Source organism: Nonomuraea sp. NPDC050328 (assembly GCF_044459405.1).
Taxonomy (GTDB): domain Bacteria; phylum Actinomycetota; class Actinomycetes; order Streptosporangiales; family Streptosporangiaceae; genus Nonomuraea.
In genome coordinates, this window is the sequence record NZ_JBITIW010000015.1 from 61562 (window position 1) to 76394 (window position 14833).

Annotated in this window: 17 protein-coding genes; 7 read left to right on the forward strand and 10 right to left on the reverse strand. The window is 72.6% G+C overall.

Annotation, left to right across the window (positions count from 1 at the left end; translation table 11 throughout):
- Positions 1–19: 19 nt before the first annotated feature.
- Together ACIBG7_RS39165 and ACIBG7_RS39170 are read right to left on the reverse strand one after the other, a co-directional pair.
- Positions 20–628, reverse strand: a complete 609-nt coding sequence (locus ACIBG7_RS39165) for a MarC family protein (RefSeq protein WP_357930555.1) — start codon at positions 626–628, stop codon at positions 20–22.
- A 67-nt stretch (positions 629–695) separates the two neighbouring features.
- Positions 696–1325 carry a DUF6758 family protein gene (locus ACIBG7_RS39170; protein ID WP_397339536.1) on the reverse strand — a complete coding sequence of 210 codons (630 nt, stop codon included), beginning with the start codon at positions 1323–1325 and terminating at the stop codon, positions 696–698.
- Between the two features lie 63 nt (positions 1326–1388).
- On the opposite strand from ACIBG7_RS39170, the gene ACIBG7_RS39175 reads away from it, so the two are divergent.
- Positions 1389–1802: an NUDIX hydrolase gene (locus ACIBG7_RS39175; protein ID WP_397339537.1), complete on the forward strand. Its 414-nt coding sequence runs from the start codon at positions 1389–1391 to the stop codon at positions 1800–1802.
- On the opposite strand, the gene ACIBG7_RS39180 is transcribed toward ACIBG7_RS39175, so the two are convergent.
- Together ACIBG7_RS39180 and ACIBG7_RS39185 are read right to left on the reverse strand one after the other, a co-directional pair.
- Positions 1768–4878, reverse strand: a complete 3111-nt coding sequence (locus ACIBG7_RS39180) for a hypothetical protein (protein ID WP_397339538.1) — start codon at positions 4876–4878, stop codon at positions 1768–1770. The genes ACIBG7_RS39175 and ACIBG7_RS39180 overlap by 35 nt on opposite strands.
- Before the next feature lie 550 nt (positions 4879–5428).
- Positions 5429–6535 carry a type II CAAX prenyl endopeptidase Rce1 family protein gene (locus ACIBG7_RS39185; RefSeq protein WP_397339540.1) on the reverse strand — a complete coding sequence of 369 codons (1107 nt, stop codon included), beginning with the start codon at positions 6533–6535 and terminating at the stop codon, positions 5429–5431.
- 98 nt (positions 6536–6633) lie between these two features.
- On the opposite strand from ACIBG7_RS39185, the gene ACIBG7_RS39190 reads away from it, so the two are divergent.
- Both ACIBG7_RS39190 and ACIBG7_RS39195 read left to right on the forward strand, forming a co-directional pair.
- Positions 6634–7329, forward strand: a complete 696-nt coding sequence (locus tag ACIBG7_RS39190) for a hypothetical protein (protein WP_357930567.1) — start codon at positions 6634–6636, stop codon at positions 7327–7329.
- The gene (locus ACIBG7_RS39195) at positions 7326–7871 is read left to right on the forward strand and encodes a DUF6529 family protein (protein WP_357930570.1); all 546 of its coding nucleotides are present in this window, start codon (positions 7326–7328) and stop codon (positions 7869–7871) included. The genes ACIBG7_RS39190 and ACIBG7_RS39195 overlap by 4 nt, the downstream gene beginning before the upstream one ends.
- Here the strand turns inward: ACIBG7_RS39195 and ACIBG7_RS39200 are convergent.
- Positions 7852–8793, reverse strand: a complete 942-nt coding sequence (locus ACIBG7_RS39200) for an HpcH/HpaI aldolase/citrate lyase family protein (protein ID WP_397339541.1) — start codon at positions 8791–8793, stop codon at positions 7852–7854. The genes ACIBG7_RS39195 and ACIBG7_RS39200 overlap by 20 nt on opposite strands.
- A gap of 80 nt (positions 8794–8873) precedes the next feature.
- On the opposite strand from ACIBG7_RS39200, the gene ACIBG7_RS39205 reads away from it, so the two are divergent.
- Entirely contained in the window at positions 8874–9281 is a 408-nt protein-coding gene (locus ACIBG7_RS39205) for a PPOX class F420-dependent oxidoreductase (protein WP_397339542.1), read from the forward strand.
- Here the strand turns inward: ACIBG7_RS39205 and ACIBG7_RS39210 are convergent.
- Positions 9278–10162 (reverse strand): GNAT family N-acetyltransferase, encoded by an 885-nt coding sequence (locus ACIBG7_RS39210; protein ID WP_397339543.1) that lies wholly within the window; start codon positions 10160–10162, stop codon positions 9278–9280. The genes ACIBG7_RS39205 and ACIBG7_RS39210 overlap by 4 nt on opposite strands.
- Positions 10163–10210: 48 nt before the next feature.
- Between ACIBG7_RS39210 and ACIBG7_RS39215 the strand changes: the two genes are divergently transcribed.
- Positions 10211–10690, forward strand: coding sequence for a GNAT family N-acetyltransferase (locus ACIBG7_RS39215; RefSeq protein ID WP_397339544.1), 480 nt, complete (start codon positions 10211–10213; stop codon positions 10688–10690).
- Positions 10687–11046: a hypothetical protein gene (locus tag ACIBG7_RS39220; protein ID WP_357930584.1), complete on the forward strand. Its 360-nt coding sequence runs from the start codon at positions 10687–10689 to the stop codon at positions 11044–11046. The genes ACIBG7_RS39215 and ACIBG7_RS39220 overlap by 4 nt, the downstream gene beginning before the upstream one ends.
- On the opposite strand, the gene ACIBG7_RS39225 is transcribed toward ACIBG7_RS39220, so the two are convergent.
- Positions 11036–11977, reverse strand: a complete 942-nt coding sequence (locus ACIBG7_RS39225) for an EamA family transporter (RefSeq protein ID WP_357930587.1) — start codon at positions 11975–11977, stop codon at positions 11036–11038. The two genes, ACIBG7_RS39220 and ACIBG7_RS39225, sit on opposite strands and share 11 nt — an antisense overlap.
- A 63-nt stretch (positions 11978–12040) precedes the next feature.
- Entirely contained in the window at positions 12041–12475 is a 435-nt protein-coding gene (locus tag ACIBG7_RS39230) for a MarR family winged helix-turn-helix transcriptional regulator (protein ID WP_397339545.1), read from the reverse strand.
- A gap of 76 nt (positions 12476–12551) precedes the next feature.
- Between ACIBG7_RS39230 and ACIBG7_RS39235 the strand changes: the two genes are divergently transcribed.
- Positions 12552–13691: an Mrp/NBP35 family ATP-binding protein gene (locus tag ACIBG7_RS39235; protein WP_357930593.1), complete on the forward strand. Its 1140-nt coding sequence runs from the start codon at positions 12552–12554 to the stop codon at positions 13689–13691.
- Positions 13692–13751: 60 nt separating this feature from the next.
- Here ACIBG7_RS39235 and ACIBG7_RS39240 read toward each other — a convergent pair whose 3' ends face one another.
- Together ACIBG7_RS39240 and ACIBG7_RS39245 are read right to left on the reverse strand one after the other, a co-directional pair.
- Positions 13752–14366, reverse strand: coding sequence for a maleylpyruvate isomerase N-terminal domain-containing protein (locus ACIBG7_RS39240; RefSeq protein WP_397339546.1), 615 nt, complete (start codon positions 14364–14366; stop codon positions 13752–13754).
- A gap of 73 nt (positions 14367–14439) precedes the next feature.
- Positions 14440–14796, reverse strand: coding sequence for a sec-independent translocase (locus ACIBG7_RS39245; RefSeq protein ID WP_357930598.1), 357 nt, complete (start codon positions 14794–14796; stop codon positions 14440–14442).
- Positions 14797–14833: the final 37 nt, after the last annotated feature.

Here is a 14833-nt window from a genome sequence, read left to right on the forward strand (position 1 = left end):
CTCTAGCGGGTTTGCCCGGTCAGGCGACCAGTGCGCGGATCGCGTTGATGATGAGCTGGACCGCCAGCGCGGCCAGGAGCAGGCCCGCGATGCGGGTCACCAGCTCGACGCCGTTCTCCTTGATGACCCGGATGATCGAGACCGAGAAGCGCATGAAGAGCCAGAGCACGATGTGCACCGCGGCGATGGCCAGGCCCAGGGCGAGGATGTCGGCCAGCTTGCCCTCGGCCTGCTGGGCGAAGACGATGGTCGCCACGATCGCGCCCGGCCCGGCCAGCAGCGGGGTGCCCAGCGGCACGAGCGCCACGTTGACGCTGGACATGACCTCGTCGCTCTTGGGGGCGGTCTGGCCGCGCAGCAGTTCGAGGGCGACCAGCAGCAGGAGCAGCCCGCCGGAGATCTGCATGGCCGCGACCTCGACGTGCAGGTAGCCCAGGATGGCCTGGCCGAAGACGGCGAAGGCGACGATCAGGCAGAAGGCGGTGACCGCGGCCTGCCAGGCGACCCGCTTGCGTTCCTGGAGCGTGCGGCCGCCGGTGTAGGCCAGGAAGAGCGGGATGACCCCCGGCGGATCCATGATCACGAACATCGTCACGAAGGCGCCGACGAAGAACTGCAGGTCGAACACTGCCCACTCCCCCTTCCAGCAGGGGGAGCCGGATTCCGATCCTAACCGGCGGGCCGCGGCGCGGGTCTCAGGTGTCCAGCCGCGGCGAGAACGCGCCGAAGGGGATGTCGAGCGGGGCGAGGTCACGCAGGTCCACCAGGCTGAGCTGGGCCAGCGCGATCATGCAGCCGGCTTCGGCGGGCCAGCCGATGGTCCAGAGCCAGTTGCCCATGGCCTCGCCCGCGTAGACCGCGCGGTCCGCCGGCCCGTGCACGCACCACAGCGCGGTCGGGTGGCCGAGCACGTCGATCTTGGCGTTGGGCGGACCCTCGTCGAAGCCCACGCCCGGGTCTGGCCCGTCCAGGCCGGCGAAGGCCGCGCCCAGGCCGATGCCCGGCTCCTCGGCGATGATCACCAGGTCGGCCGGGCCGTGCGTGACGGACGGGCCGGACAGCGCGACCACGCTGGCGCGCCCGCCGGTGCGTTCGTCGCCGACCTCCCCGAAACCGGTCACCAGCCAACCGGCCGGCAGCGGCCAGGGCAGCCAGACCGGGACGACGGAGTTGTTCCGTACGAGGTCGACGGAGGTGCTGGACGGGTGTCTGGGCGGCTGGAACGGGAGCACGTCGCCATGCGCGTCACAGCGCCAGGCACTGTGCCAGGCGCTCGGCGGATGAAGCAGCCCGAAACACCGCGGACAGGTTGGTGCCGCTCTCACAGCTACTCACGGTGCTCCGACCCGCACCGATCCGTCAAGAGGGCGTCGTTATATAACCGCAATGTGCGCGTAAAGTGTGTGGGCGCGATCGTGCTCGACGGGGACCTGATCCTGCTGGTCAAGCGGGGCAGGCCGCCCGGCCTGGGGCTGTGGTCGCTGCCCGGCGGCCGGGTCGAGGCCGGGGAGAGCGACGCCGAGGCGTTGCGCCGCGAACTCGCCGAGGAGACCGGCCTCGGCGTCGAGGTCGGTCCCCTCGCCGGCGTCGTGGAGCGGCCGGGGCCCGGCGGCGTGGTCTACGAGATCCACGACTACCTGGCCGTAGCCCGCTCCGGCGTGCTCGCCGCCGGTGATGACGCCGCCGACGCGCGCTGGTGCCCCCTGGCGGAGCTCGGCCGGTGGCCGCTCACCGAGGGCCTGCTGGAGGCGCTCACCGCCTGGTCGGTCATTCCGCGGCCAGGGTCGTCGTCCACAGGATGAGGTGGTCGGCGTTGTAGGTCGCCGAGCGGCCCAGCCCCAGCACGCGCGTCCCGGACAGCGCCACCGCGGCCAGCCACTGGCGGCCCTCCCCGGTGAGCTGGTCGGCGCTCGGGTCGTGCCGGGTCCAGCTCTGGCCGTCCTCGGAGATCCACGCCGCGCCGTCGCCGTTGTGCGTGCCGACCGCGACCACGCCCGACTCGGTGGCGGCCAGGTCGTGCACCTCGGCCGGGTGCTCGGCACGCAGCCAGGTGTAGTCGCCCCAGGTCTTGCCGCCGTCGGTGGAGTAGCCGGAGAAGACCTTGCGCACGCCGTCGTGCACCGCGGTCCCGATGACCACCACGCGGTCGCCGAAGGCCACCACCTGGCGCAGTCCGGCGCTGGTCGCGTCCTTGGGCAGGATGCGGGGCCTGGCCTTCCACGTCTGGCCGTCGTCGGACCACCACAGCACGCCGCTCTCGCGGTCGGCCCGGCCGGCGCCGCCGACGGCGAAGTAGCGCTCGCCCGCCGCGGCCAGGTCGTGGATCCGGACGTCGGCGCCGCCCTGCGGGAGCTGCTTGGCCTTGGCGAACTTCTGGCCGTCCCGGGTGTGCCACAGGGCGGCGGCAGCCGTACCGGCCGGGTTGCGTTCCTCGCCGCCGAGCACGTAGCCGTTGTGGCCGGCGGTGATGCGGTGGAGGGTCACGGAGTTCTGGCCGCGGGCGGGGGCCGCGGTCTTCTTCCAGACCCGGGCGTCGGTGGAGGAGATCACCAGCGGTTCGGAGACGCTGGCGGCCACCTCGTTGCCGCCGACGGCGATCCAGCCCTTGGGGCCGTGGGCGACGTCGCGCAACGCCTGCAGTCGGGGGCCGCCGAGGCTGTGCGCGTCCCAGAACTCTCCGTCGAGGCTGCTCCAGATGCCCGCCTCACCCGAGGCCGAGCCGACCGCCACGTACCAGCCGTCGCCGGTCGCCACCCGCGCCACCTCGCGGGCGACCCGGGTCAGGCCCTGCACCCGGCCGAGCTCGACGCGTGCGGGCTCGCCGCCCGGCGGCACCGTCATCAGCACGGGCTGGTTGTCGATGTCGGAGGCGGCCCGGTCGCCGCCGCCGAACACGGTCCCGTCCGGGGTGAGCGCGAAGCCGCGCAGCGTCGCGTCGCCCAGGTCGCCGATCGTCGCGCGCTTGGTCCAGGTCTTGGCGTCGTCGCTGGTCAGCACGGAGTAGCCGGCCAGACCGACCAGGCTGATCGCGGCCACGCCGCCGCCGTAGGTCACCACCCGGTCGACGCCGGCGCTCTGCCGGTCGAGGCCGTTGATCGTGCCGCACTGCCCCCACTGCTCGCCGGTGGCCGAGCAGTACACCCTGACGTGCCCCTCCGGCGTCGGCGGCGCGGTGGAGACCAGCACGAACTGCTTCGGGAGTACGGCAAGCGCCCCGGCCTTCGGTTGCGCCTCGGGCAGCAGGAAGCCGGTCGCGCGCCAGGTCCGGCCGCCGTCGGTCGAGCGGATCGCCCGCGAGCCGTCGCCCTGGCCCGGGCGGCCGAGCGCGACGACGGTGTCGCCTCGCGCCTCGACCGCCTCCAGCGTCCGCACGTCCAGGTCGCCCAGCTCCACGCGCTGCCACGTCCGGCCGTCCGGCGAGCTCCACGCCGCGGGCTCGGCCGGGGAGCCGCCCACGGCGACGAAGCCCTCGGCGGTCCTGGCCAGGTCGCGCACGCTCTCGCCGCGCCGGAACGCGCTCAGGCCCGCGACCTCCACGCTCTCCCAGGAGAAGCCGTCGGTGCTCGTCCACAGGCCGACGCCCGACTCCTCGTCGCCGCCCGCGGCCAGCCAGTGGCCCTCGGCGCCGACCACCTTCAGCACGGTCGCGGTGGGCGAGTCGGACACCTTGCCGAGCTGCCATGTACGGCCGGCGTCCGGGGAGAAGAGGAAGAGCGGGCGCGGGGTGGGGCTCGTGGTGTCGCTGCCGACGGCGACGACCACCTGGCCGGCGGTGGCCACGTCGTTGAGCTTCTGGTTGGAGCCGCTCACCGCCGAGCTCAGCTCGAACAGGGTGTCGGCGGGCAGGAACCGGCCGGTGGCCAGGCTCAGCCCGTCGGGGGTGCGGTTCGCGAGCTGGCGCCAGGCCAGGATGCCGCCGGCGACGGTGAGCGCGATGGCGACCAGGATCGCCACGGGGGCGGCCAGCCTGCGCCGCCGTACCGGGCTGGACCTCCTGGTGGCGGCCGGGGCGGGGCCGCGCTGGTGGCGGCCCGCACCCGCCGGGCCGGAGGCGACCAGCAGGTCCGGCCGGGTCGGGCGACCGCCCGGCGGGCGGCCCACGCGGCGGACGGCGGGCTGGTCGTCGTCGCCGTGGACGTGCTCGGGCTCGGCGTCGATGGCGGGCTCCACCGGGATGGGGACCGCGGGGGGCGGCTCCTCACGGTCGTCCCGGCGCTCCCAGTCCCGGCGCTCCCAGTCGTCGCCCTCCCAGTCGTGACGCTCCCGGTCGTGACGTTCCCGGTCGTGGCGTTCCCGCTCCTCGCGGTTGCGGTCCTCGCGTGCCCGATCCTCGGGGTCGTCGTGCTCGTGGCGCTCCCGCTCCTCGCGGTTGAGCCGTTCCCGGCGGTCGCGTTCCTCGCGGTCCTCGTGGGGGTCGCGGCGGGCGTACGGCTGGGCGCGCTCGGCCGGGCGGGTGGGTGGGGGTTCCTCCGCCACCGGTTCGTTGCGGGGCGGGTCCTGGGCGGGGGGTGGTTGGTCGCGTCGCAGGGGGATGCCCTGGCGCGGGTAGGGCTTGGTGTCGGCGGTGCGCTGCCTGCGCTCGGTCTCCTCGGGTGACTCGGGGGCCTCCTGGGGGTAGGGGCGGGCCTGACCGGTGGCGACCAGCTTGTCCGGCCGGCTGACCAGGCGGCGGCGCCGCTCGTCGGTCTCCGGCTCGGCGGTCGGCGAGCTGTACGGCCGGCGTCCCCGGGGCGCCTCGGGCGGCTCCTCCTCAGGCGTGGGCGAGGCGAACGGCGGCAACCCCCAGGGCGAGGCGAGCGGTAACCCCCGCGCCCGGTCGTCGGTGGGCCCGGGCGGCGCATGCTCGATCCGCGGCTCCCGCGGCCGCGCAGGCCCCACACCCGGCGGCTGCTCCAGGCCTGACGCCCGCGCCTCCCCTGGGCCATCCGCAGGCGGCTGCTCCGTACCCGGCGCGCGCGCCTCCCCCGGGCCCGCCGCAGACGGCTGATCCGGGCCTGACGCCCGCGTCTCCTCCACGCCCGCCGCAGGGGACTGCTCCGGGCCTGGCGCCCGTGTCTCCTCCGCGCCCGGCGCAGGTGGCTGCTGCGGGTCCGCAGGGGGCGGTGGGGCCTCCGGGTGGATGGAGGGGCCCGTGGGGGCGGCGGGGGGCTCGTCGTCCTGCCGCCGGGGCGGATCGCTGGGGCCGGAGGCCACGCGCCGCACCTCCTCGTGAGGTTTGGGACCGTTCCAGGGGTCTTTGCCTGCCTAACCGCCGTCCTGGGCGAAATTCTGGGAAAAATCACCCAGGCTGCGGCGCACGGGACTACTTCTACCCTCCCGAGCCACGATGATCACCTCGAATCCCCGATGTGTCACAGGATCCAGACCAGCACGCCCGCGACGGAAGCGCGAGACCTCTCTAGCGAGATTCCACAAACCCCCGGGCTATTTATCCGGAAATAGTAGGAACTGCCCGCTTCTTTGCCAGCACGAAAACCCCTACCCCGAAGACGCCGAGCTGCACCACGGTCCCCACGAGCGACTGCCACGGCACCGCCCCTTGCCGCATCGCGTCGGACAGCTCCCCCGACGCCGCGCTCGTCCCGAAGGCGAAGACGTTGTTGATCACGTGCATCGCGATCGCCGCCTCCAGCCCGCCGGTCCGGACGGTGAGCAGCCCCATGACCACCCCGAAGCTGAACACGTCGATCATGCCCGCCCCGGTGTAACCGTGCAGCGACATGAAGGCCAGCGACCCGAGCAGGATCCCGTAGATCGGGTTGCGCAGGTAGGAGCCGAAGGCCTGCACCAGCCAGCCGCGGAAGATGTACTCCTCGGTCGCCGCCTGGAACGGCACCAGCAGGACGATCACCAGCAGAGCCGGCAGGAACGTCGCCCAGCCCGCCCAGCCGAACATCCCGGACAGGTCCTCCCCGGTGGCCGCGAAGGCCGAGACCATCGCGATCTGCCCCAGGAGCAGCGCCACCACCGCGATCCCGGCGCACTGCGCCATCCATCCCCAGCGCAGCCGCCCGGCCACCGAGGAGAGCGTGCCGGGCCGCCGCCGCTGGATGAGCGCGGCGGTGCCGTACACGACGGGCAGCACCGCCGCGATCGGCAGCAGCAGGAAGACCAGCGCGTAGAGCGGGTCGCTGAAGAGCTGGATGGTGGTGAGCACCTTGATGCCCAGGAAGGGCGCGGCCAGCATGCCGGCGAACAGCACCACGAAGCCGACGACGAAGAAGGCGGCGCCCACGATCAGCGTGCCGACCAGGGGCCGCCACCACTCGGTGGCCCGGTTGCGGGCGAGGTGGTCGTAGCGCAGGCCGGGCTGGGTGGGGAGCAGGAACGGCTCGGGCGCCGGCGGCTGGTAGCCCGTCGGAGGATACGGCCGGCCGTAGGGAACCGGTCCCTCCCCGTACGGACCCCGCCCCTGGCCGTACGGCACCGGTCCGTCCCCGTACGGACCCGGCCCCTGGCCGTACGGCACCGGTCCCGGTGCGTGCGGACCCGGTCCCTGGCCGTGGGGCGCCTGCGGCTCTGGAGTCTCCTGCATGCTGCCATTCTTCCTGCCGGGCGCGCATTTCTTCACAGACTGGCCGGGCGATCGCGTGGATTCTCCAGGAGTAAGCAGTCCAACCCTGGGAGTCAGTCATGTCCAAGCTGGGGCCGTTCGTCACGCTCGCGGTGGGTGTCGTGCTCGCCGGCGGGCTGGGCGTGGCCAGCGTCGCCGCCAATCCCGGTGCCCGGGAGGCCGCGGGCACCGCCGAGGTGGTGCAACCGCCCGCCGAGGCCACCTCCTCCGCCACACCGGCCGAGAACCCGGCCGGAAACACCTCGCCGCCGAGCACGAAGCCCGCGCCGGTCCGCGCCGACTACGCCGGCCGGGTCGAGGGCACCCGGGCCCTGATCGCGGTCTCGATCCGCGGGGCCAAGGCCATCGGCTACTTCTGCGACGGCCGTACCGAGGCCTGGTTCCTCGGCAAGGTCGCTGGCGGCCAGGTCGAGCTGGAGGGCTTCGGCGGGGCCAAGCTCACCGCCGCGCTCGGCGGCGGCCGGGCGGCGGGCGAGGTCGCCGTGGGCGGCAAGAAGTGGGACTTCACCGCCCCGACCGTCAAGAAGCCCTCGGGCCTCTACCGCGCTACCGCCATCGTGCGCGGCGCCAAGATCAAGGCGAGCTGGATCTACCTCCGCAACCCGAACGGCGACGGCTTCACCCAGGTCGGCACCGCCTTCGTCGGCGAGCAGAAGGTCGAGCCGCCCGCGCTCACGCCGGGCAGCCCGGTCACCATCAACGGCGGCCAGGTCGAGGCCGAGGACGTCGACGGCTTCATCGAGGAGATGTCATGACCGCAGTGCTTCCGCCCCGCCGTACCGGCCTCGCGCCGCTGCTGCTCCCGCTCCTGGCCGGTGGCCTGGTCATGGTCGCCCTCGGCGTGTACGGCAGAGCCCACACCCCGACCGGTTTCGCGATCGGCCCGGCGGGCTTCTCCGGCGCGCAGCCGATGAAGGCCTGGCTGACCACGGGCGCCTTCCTGCTCGCCTTCGTCCAGGTCGTCTCGGCGCTGTCGATGTGGGGCAAGATCGGCGTCCGCATCCCCGGCGCGGTGCACCGCTGGTCGGGACGGCTGGCCTTCCTGCTCACCGTCCCGGTGGCCTTCCACTGCCTGTACGCGCTGGGCTTCCAGTACGACGTGCCGCGCGTGCTGATCCACTCGCTGCTCGGCTGCTTCTTCTACGGCGTCTTCACCGCGAAGATGCTCGCGCTGCCGCGCAAGGGCCTGCCCGGCTGGACCCTGCCGGTGCTGGGCTCGCTGGTCTTCACCGCGCTGGTGGGGCTCTGGCTGACCTCGTCGTTCTGGTTCTTCACCGTCATCGGGGTTCAGGTGTGAAGGTGCTGGTCCTGGTGAGGCCGGCGGCGCGGCCCTTGGCGGCGACGACCAGGGCCATCTTGCGGGAGGCCTCGTCGATCATCTCGTCGCCGAGCATGGCCGCGCCGCGCTTCTCCACGGTGGTGTAGTACTCGTACGCCTCCAGGATCAGCTCGGCGCGGTCGTAGTCCTCCTGCGCGGGCGAGAAGACCTCGTTGGCCGCGTCCACCTGCAGCGGGTGCAGCACCCACTTGCCGTCGAAGCCGAGCGCGGCGGCCCGGCGGGCGACCTGCCGGTAGCCCTCGACGTCCTTGATCTGCAGGTAGGGGCCGTCGATGACCTGGAGGTCGTGGGTGCGGGCGGCCATCAGCAGCCGCATCAGGATGTAGTGGTAGGCGTCGCCTTCGGTGTAGCCGGGCGGCTGCTGGCCGACGACGAGGGTGCGCATCTTGATCGAGGCCATGAAGTCGGCCGGGCCGAAGACCAGGGCCTCCAGCCGCTTCGAGCTGCCCGCGATGGCGTCCACGTTGACCAGGCCGCGGGCGTTCTCGATCTGCGCCTCGATGCCGATCCGGCCGACCTCGTAGCCCATCGTGCGCTCGATCTGGGTGAGCAGGGTGTCGAGCCAGACCACCTCGGTCGGGTCCTGCACCTTGGGCAGGATCAGGCAGTCGAGCTGCTCGCCCGCGCCTTCCACGACCTCGATGACGTCGCGGTAGGTCCACTGCGTCTCCAGGCCGTTGACCCGCACCGCGCGGGTCTTGCCGCTCCAGTCGCCGGTGCGCAGCGCGTCCACGATGTTCTTGCGCGCCTCGGCCTTGGCCAGGGGCGCGACCGCGTCCTCCAGGTCGAGGAAGACCTCGTCGGCGGGGAGCGTCTGGGCCTTCTCCAGGAAGCGCAGGCTGCTGCCGGGCACCGCGAGGATCGAACGTCGTGAGCGCATGGCCACACGCTAGCGGGCGGCTTCGGCGAGCTGCCAGATCGGGGCTTCTATGGCGGCCATTCGCGGGCAGGATGGCAGGCATGGCATTCACTTCCGAAGAGCTCGAGTACCTCAAGTCCCGTCCGCTCGCCCGGCTGGCGACGCTCGGTGCGGACGAGCAGCCCGATGTCGTGCCTCTGGCCGCCGAGTTCGACGGCGCCTGCTTCTGGGTGGGCGGCGGGCCGACCGTGCTCAAGACCCGCAAGGTGCGCAACGTCGCGGCCGGCCGTACCAAAGTGGCGCTGGTCTTCGACGACCTGGTGAGCATGGAGCCGTTCGTCGCCCGCGGCATCCGCGTGTACGGCGTGGCCGACGGCCCGGTGGAGCGCGTGGGCATGGTCGGGCCCGGCCACTACCTGCGCATCACCCCGACCGAGTCGTGGAGCTGGAACATGGCCGGGGAGCCGGTGGGCGAGGAGTGGTACCCCGCCCGCCACGCCGTGCACTAGCCGAGCGGCTTCTCGAACCAGTGGTGGGCGTAGGGCTCGTCGTTGAAGGCGGGCACCTCGTGGTAGCCGGTCCGGTGGTAGAGGCTGATCGCCTCGGTCAGGCTCCGGTTGGTGTCGAGCCGCACGGCTTTGGCCCCGGCCGCCGCCGCGCGGTCCTCCAGCTCGGCCAGGAAGCGCCGGCCCAGCCCCAGCCCGCGCACGGCCGGGGAGACCCACATGCGCTTGATCTCCGCGTACGGCAGGCCGGAGAGCTTGAGCGCGCCGCAGCCGACCGGTTCGCCGTGCACCATCGCGACCAGCAGGAGCCCGGCGGGCGGGGTGACATCCTCGTCCCGCACCTGCCGGGCCCTGGCGAGCTCGAAGCCGTGCTCGAAGCGGTCGCCGATCTCGGCGTAGTAGGCCGCCAGGCAGCGCCGGGCGTCGGGGTGGGCCGGGTCGAGCACCTCGAAGCGCACCGTCGAGGCGGTCAGCAGCCGTTCGACCTCGGCCATGGCGCTGACCAGGCGCTCGCGTTGCCGCTCGTCGAGCGGGAGCAGGATGGACGCGGCCAGGTCGTCGGAGCGGCGGTCGAGCTCGTCGCGGGCGGCGAGGCCGGCTTCGGTGAGCCGGGCGGTGCGCACCCGGCCGTCGCCGGCGCGGGCGTCGACGGTGACCAGCCCCTCCGACTCCAGCGCGCGCAGCAGCCGGGAGAGGTAGCCGGAGTCGAGTTCGAGGCGGGCGCGCAGCTCGCGCAGGTCGGCTCCGCCCGGGCCGATCTCCCACAGCAGCCTGGCCTGGCCGAGCGGGCGGCCCAGGGAGAGGAAGGCGTCTTCGAGCGCGCCGGCCCGCTGTGTCACCGTGCGGTTGAAGCGGCGTACCCGGTCCACCAGTGTCGCGTCCATTTATCTGACCTTAGTCAGAGATCGGCCGGATGGCTAGGCTGTCGCGGTGTGACCGAAGTCCTGCGCACCGCCCGGCTGACCCTCCGCCCCGTCGGGGCCGGCGACCTCGCCTGGCTGGCGGCCCACTGGACCGCACCCGACGTGCGGCGCTTCCTCTTCGACGGCGAGGCGCCCGACACGGCGGAGATCGAGGAGGTCATCGCCGACGGGCACAGCCCGCTGTGGGTGATCGTCGCCGGCGGCACGGCGATCGGCGTGGCCGGGCTGCGGCCGCTGGAGGAACTCGGCCCGGAGGTCTACTACAGCCTCGCCCCCGAGGTCTGGGGCCGCGGCTACGCCACCGAGGCGGCCCGCGCGGTCGTCGAGCACGCCCTCGGGCCGATGGGCCTGCCGGAGGTGCTGGCCGAGGTGGACGAGGGCAACACCGCCTCGCTCGCGGTGGTCGAACGGCTCGGCATGGCCCCCTTCGAGAAGGTGGCCGGACTGCTCGGGCCGATGATCCGCTACCGGGTTACAGTGCAGAGGTGACGGTCATCGAGGAAGGCGCCAAGAAGTCGGGCGTGCTCTGGCTCGGGCTCGACCGGCCCCGGCTGGCCTGGCACACCTGGCACGACGGCGCGGTCTACGTGGTCACCGGCGAGGGCGAGCAGGACCTGCCCGGCCTGGCGGGGCTCGACCGGGTCGAGATCACGCTGCGCAGCAAGGACAACGGGGCCCGGCTGGTGGCCTTCGAGGCGTCGGTCGAGGTGGTCGACCAGGCCGCCGAGCCGGAGGCGGTCGCCGCGCTGGCCAAGGACCGGCTCAACGCCCCAGACGGCGCCGCGATCACCGAGCGCTGGGCCCGGACCGCGACGGTCGTGAAGCTCCGCCCGCTCACCGGGTGAGGACGGGCTCCCGCACCTCCGCCTTCGGCGCGGCCGGTCGCGCCGAGGCCAGCTGGGCCAGCAGCGCGCCGCTCAGCACGATGAGCCCGCCGATCACCTGGAACCTGGTGAGCTGCTGGCCGAGCAGGAACCACGCGACGATCGCCCCGAAGATCACCTCCAGGGTGGCCACCGTGGCGCCCACCGCGGCCGACAGCCGCCGCACCGCGTTGACCCCCAGGCAGTAGGCGACGGCCGTGGCCACGACGATCATCCAGGCGTACGCGCCCCAGGCCGGCAGCGTGTTGCCGCCGAGCGTGACCTGCTCGCCGAGCGCCGTCCACGGCAGGCTCCAGGGCTGCGCGAACGGCACCAGCAGGAGCGAGGCGCCGAGCATGCCCCAAGCGACCAGGCCCAGCGGGTCCACGTCCTCGCCGAAGCTGTCGCTGAGCAGGAAGTAGGCCGCGCAGCACGCTCCGGCGGCCAGGCCGAGCAGCACGCCGATCAGGTCGAGGCGCATGCCGGCCCAGAACTCGGTCACGATCGCGAGGCCGACGAAGGCGACCAGCGCCCCGGCGTAGGCCACCCGCGGCAGCCGTACCCGCCGGACGAAGCGCACCCAGAGCACGACCATCACCGGCGCGGTGAACTCCAGCAGCAGAGCCACGCCCACCGGCAGCCGGGTGATCGCCACGAAGTACAGAGCCTGCACGCCGGCGACCGCGACCAGGGCGTAGGCGGCGAAGAACCCCAGCTTGTCCCGCGGGATGCGCAACGCGGCGGGCCGGAAGAGGGCCAGGAGGGCGACCATCAGCACCCCCGCGCCCGCCATGCGCAGCCAGACCGATTCGAGCGGCGCCAGTCCGGCGGCGTTCAGGAACTTCGCCATCGGCCCGGAGAAGGCGAAACACCATGAGGAGATCAGGGCCAGCAAGAGTCCGGCGTACCGCATCGAACACCACCAAGGGGGGTAATCACCATTCAGTACTTTTGATACTGACATGAGACTTCCCGGTCACACAACCCCCAGCTTGGCCAGCAGCCGCCGGCAGGACTGCACGTCCTCCTCGCCCAGCGGCCCCAGGAAGTGCTCGCGGACCGCGCCCTGGTAGGTCGGCCTGGCCTGCTCCAGCCGGGCCTGCCCGGCGTCGGTGAGCACGGCGAACAGGCCACGGGCGTCGCTCTCGCACGCCTCCCGCGACACCAGCCCGTCCCGCTGCAGCCGGTCGATCAGCCGGGTGAGCCCGCTCCGCGACAGCAACACCTGGTGCGCCAGGTCGTTCATCCGCAGCCGCCGGCCGGGCGCCTCGGCGAGTCTGGCCAGCACCTCGTAGCAGGGCAACGCCAGGTCGTGCGCCCGGAGCAGGTCCGCCTCCAGCCTGGTGGCGATCCGCACCTGGGCCCGCTGCAACATCCGCCAGACGGCGAGTTCCTCGGAGGTCAGGAGCACGCAGTAACCTTAGAACGTTGCGTGTGCATCTAGTGCGCCGCCCATCCATATCAGCGACAAGGAGTGCCGAGCTTCCATGGCACCTACCCCAGAGCAGGTGACGGCCGCCCTCGCGACCGTGAACGACCCCGAGATCCGTCGGCCCATCACCGACCTCGACATGGTCAAGAGCATCGACATCTCCCCCACGGGCGAGGTCGTCGTGGGCATCTTCCTGACCGTGTCGGGCTGCCCGCTGAAGGACACCATCACCCGCGACGTGACCAACGCCGTCTCCAAGATCGACGGCGTCACCAGCGTGCGCGTGGCCATGGACGTGATGAGCCAGGAGCAGCGCAAGGCGCTCCAGACCAAGCTGCGCGGCGACCGCGCACCCGAGAAGGAGATCCCCTTCAACCAGCCCGGCTCGCTGACCCGCGTCTTCGCGGTCGCCAGCGGCAAGGGCGGCGTCGGCAAGTCCTCCGTGACGGTCAACCTCGCCGCGGCGATGGCGGCCCAGGGCATGAAGGTCGGCATCGTCGACGCCGACATCTACGGCCACAGCATCCCGCGCATGCTCGGCGCGAGCGAGCGGCCGACCAAGGTCGAGGACATGATCATGCCGCCGGTGGCGCATGACATCAAGGTCATCTCGGTCGGCATGTTCAAGCCCGACGGCAACACCCCCGTCGTCTGGCGCGGCCCCATGCTCGACCGGGCGCTGCACCAGTTCCTCGCCGACGTCTACTGGGGCGACCTCGACGTCCTGCTCCTCGACCTGCCGCCCGGCACCGGCGACATCGCCATCTCCGTGGCCCAGCGGCTGCCCGGCGCCGAGATCCTCGTCGTCACCACCCCGCAGATGGCCGCCGCCGAGGTCGCCGAGCGGGCCGGCTCCATCGCCGCGCAGACCCACCAGCAGATCGCCGGTGTCATCGAGAACATGTCGTGGCTGCCCTGCCCGCACTGCGACGAGCGGGTGCACGTCTTCGGCGAGGGCGGCGGCCAGACCGTGGCCGACGCCCTGACCCGCATCCTCGGCTCCCGGGTGCCCCTGCTCGGCCAGGTGCCCATCGACCTGCGCCTGCGCGAGGGCGGCGACGAGGGCAAGCCGCTCGTCCTCACCGACCCCGACTCGCCCGGCGCGGCCGAACTGCGGAAGATCGCGGCCACGCTGTCCAAGCGGTCGAGCAGCCTGAAGGGCATGCAGCTCGGGCTCGCGCCCAACCGCGGCTGACCTGCTCTCTTCTCGTACGGCCACGCCTCCCTAGGGGGCGTGGCCGTACGGCTTTGCAGGTCAGGAGGAGGCCGGGTTGGTCCCGTCCCATTCGGCCAGCGGGGCGCAGTGCCACTGCCAGCCCACCTGGCGCTCCTGACCGGGCAGGTCCGCCCGGCCGTTGGCCCACAGCAGCGTCGTCCAGGGATCGGTGTCCTCGGGCGCCCACGGGAACATCCGGCGCACCACCGTCGTGGCCACCTCCGCCGACGGCACGAACGGCACGCCCAGCGCGCCCCCGGCGTCCGCGGTGTGCACGAGCAACTCGTCGCAGGCCATGCCCGCGAACCCGGACACGTCCGCCCGGCCCCACGGATGCCAGCCACGCGCCTCAGCGGGCGACCCCTCCACCACGTACGCCAGGACGGTCGCCAGGGCCCGCACCGAGGCCACCAGGTCCTCCGGCTCGGACTCGGGGCGTACGCGCACCTCCAGCGTGCTCAGCTCCTTGTCGCCCGCCACGAGGTCGGTGGAGTACCACATCAGGCAGTCGCCCATGTGGGCCACGACCCCGGACACCGTCCAGTCCATCCCGGGGACCTGCGTCCCGGCCCATTTCGGGCCCTGCCCGGCGGCCAGGAGGTCGAGGTGCTGGAGGCATTCGGCGGCGACGGCTCGGAGGGTGTTCGCGTCCATGGCCGAATCTTTGCACAACAAGTTCGGAGATCGCTGGCAACTCTCGATCTTCTGTTCGATCCCGGAGCCTCGGTCAGGTGGACTCGGGGTCGTACGGGGGGATCTCGCCGGCGCGGAGTTCGTGGGTGAGGGCGGCGACGGGCGCGGGGACGTACTCCGGCTCGGCGGCCGGGGAGGTCTGCCAGTCGTCGGCGTCGTCCATGAGGTGCTTGCGGACGAAGTTCTTCGGGTTGAGGTCGGTGGGGTCGAAGTTGGAGAACTCCGGCCCCAGCCCGGCCTTCAGGTCGTCACGGGCGTTGTTCGCCATGCGGCGGAGATTGCGCAGGGTCTTGCCCGCCTGAGCGGCCGCCTGCGGCAGCTTCTCCGGGCCGAAGACCAGCAGCGCGATGACGATCAGCGCCGCGATCTCGAACCAGCCAAGATTGAACACCCTGAGCTCCTCACATTCCAGCCACTCCAGAGTAAGG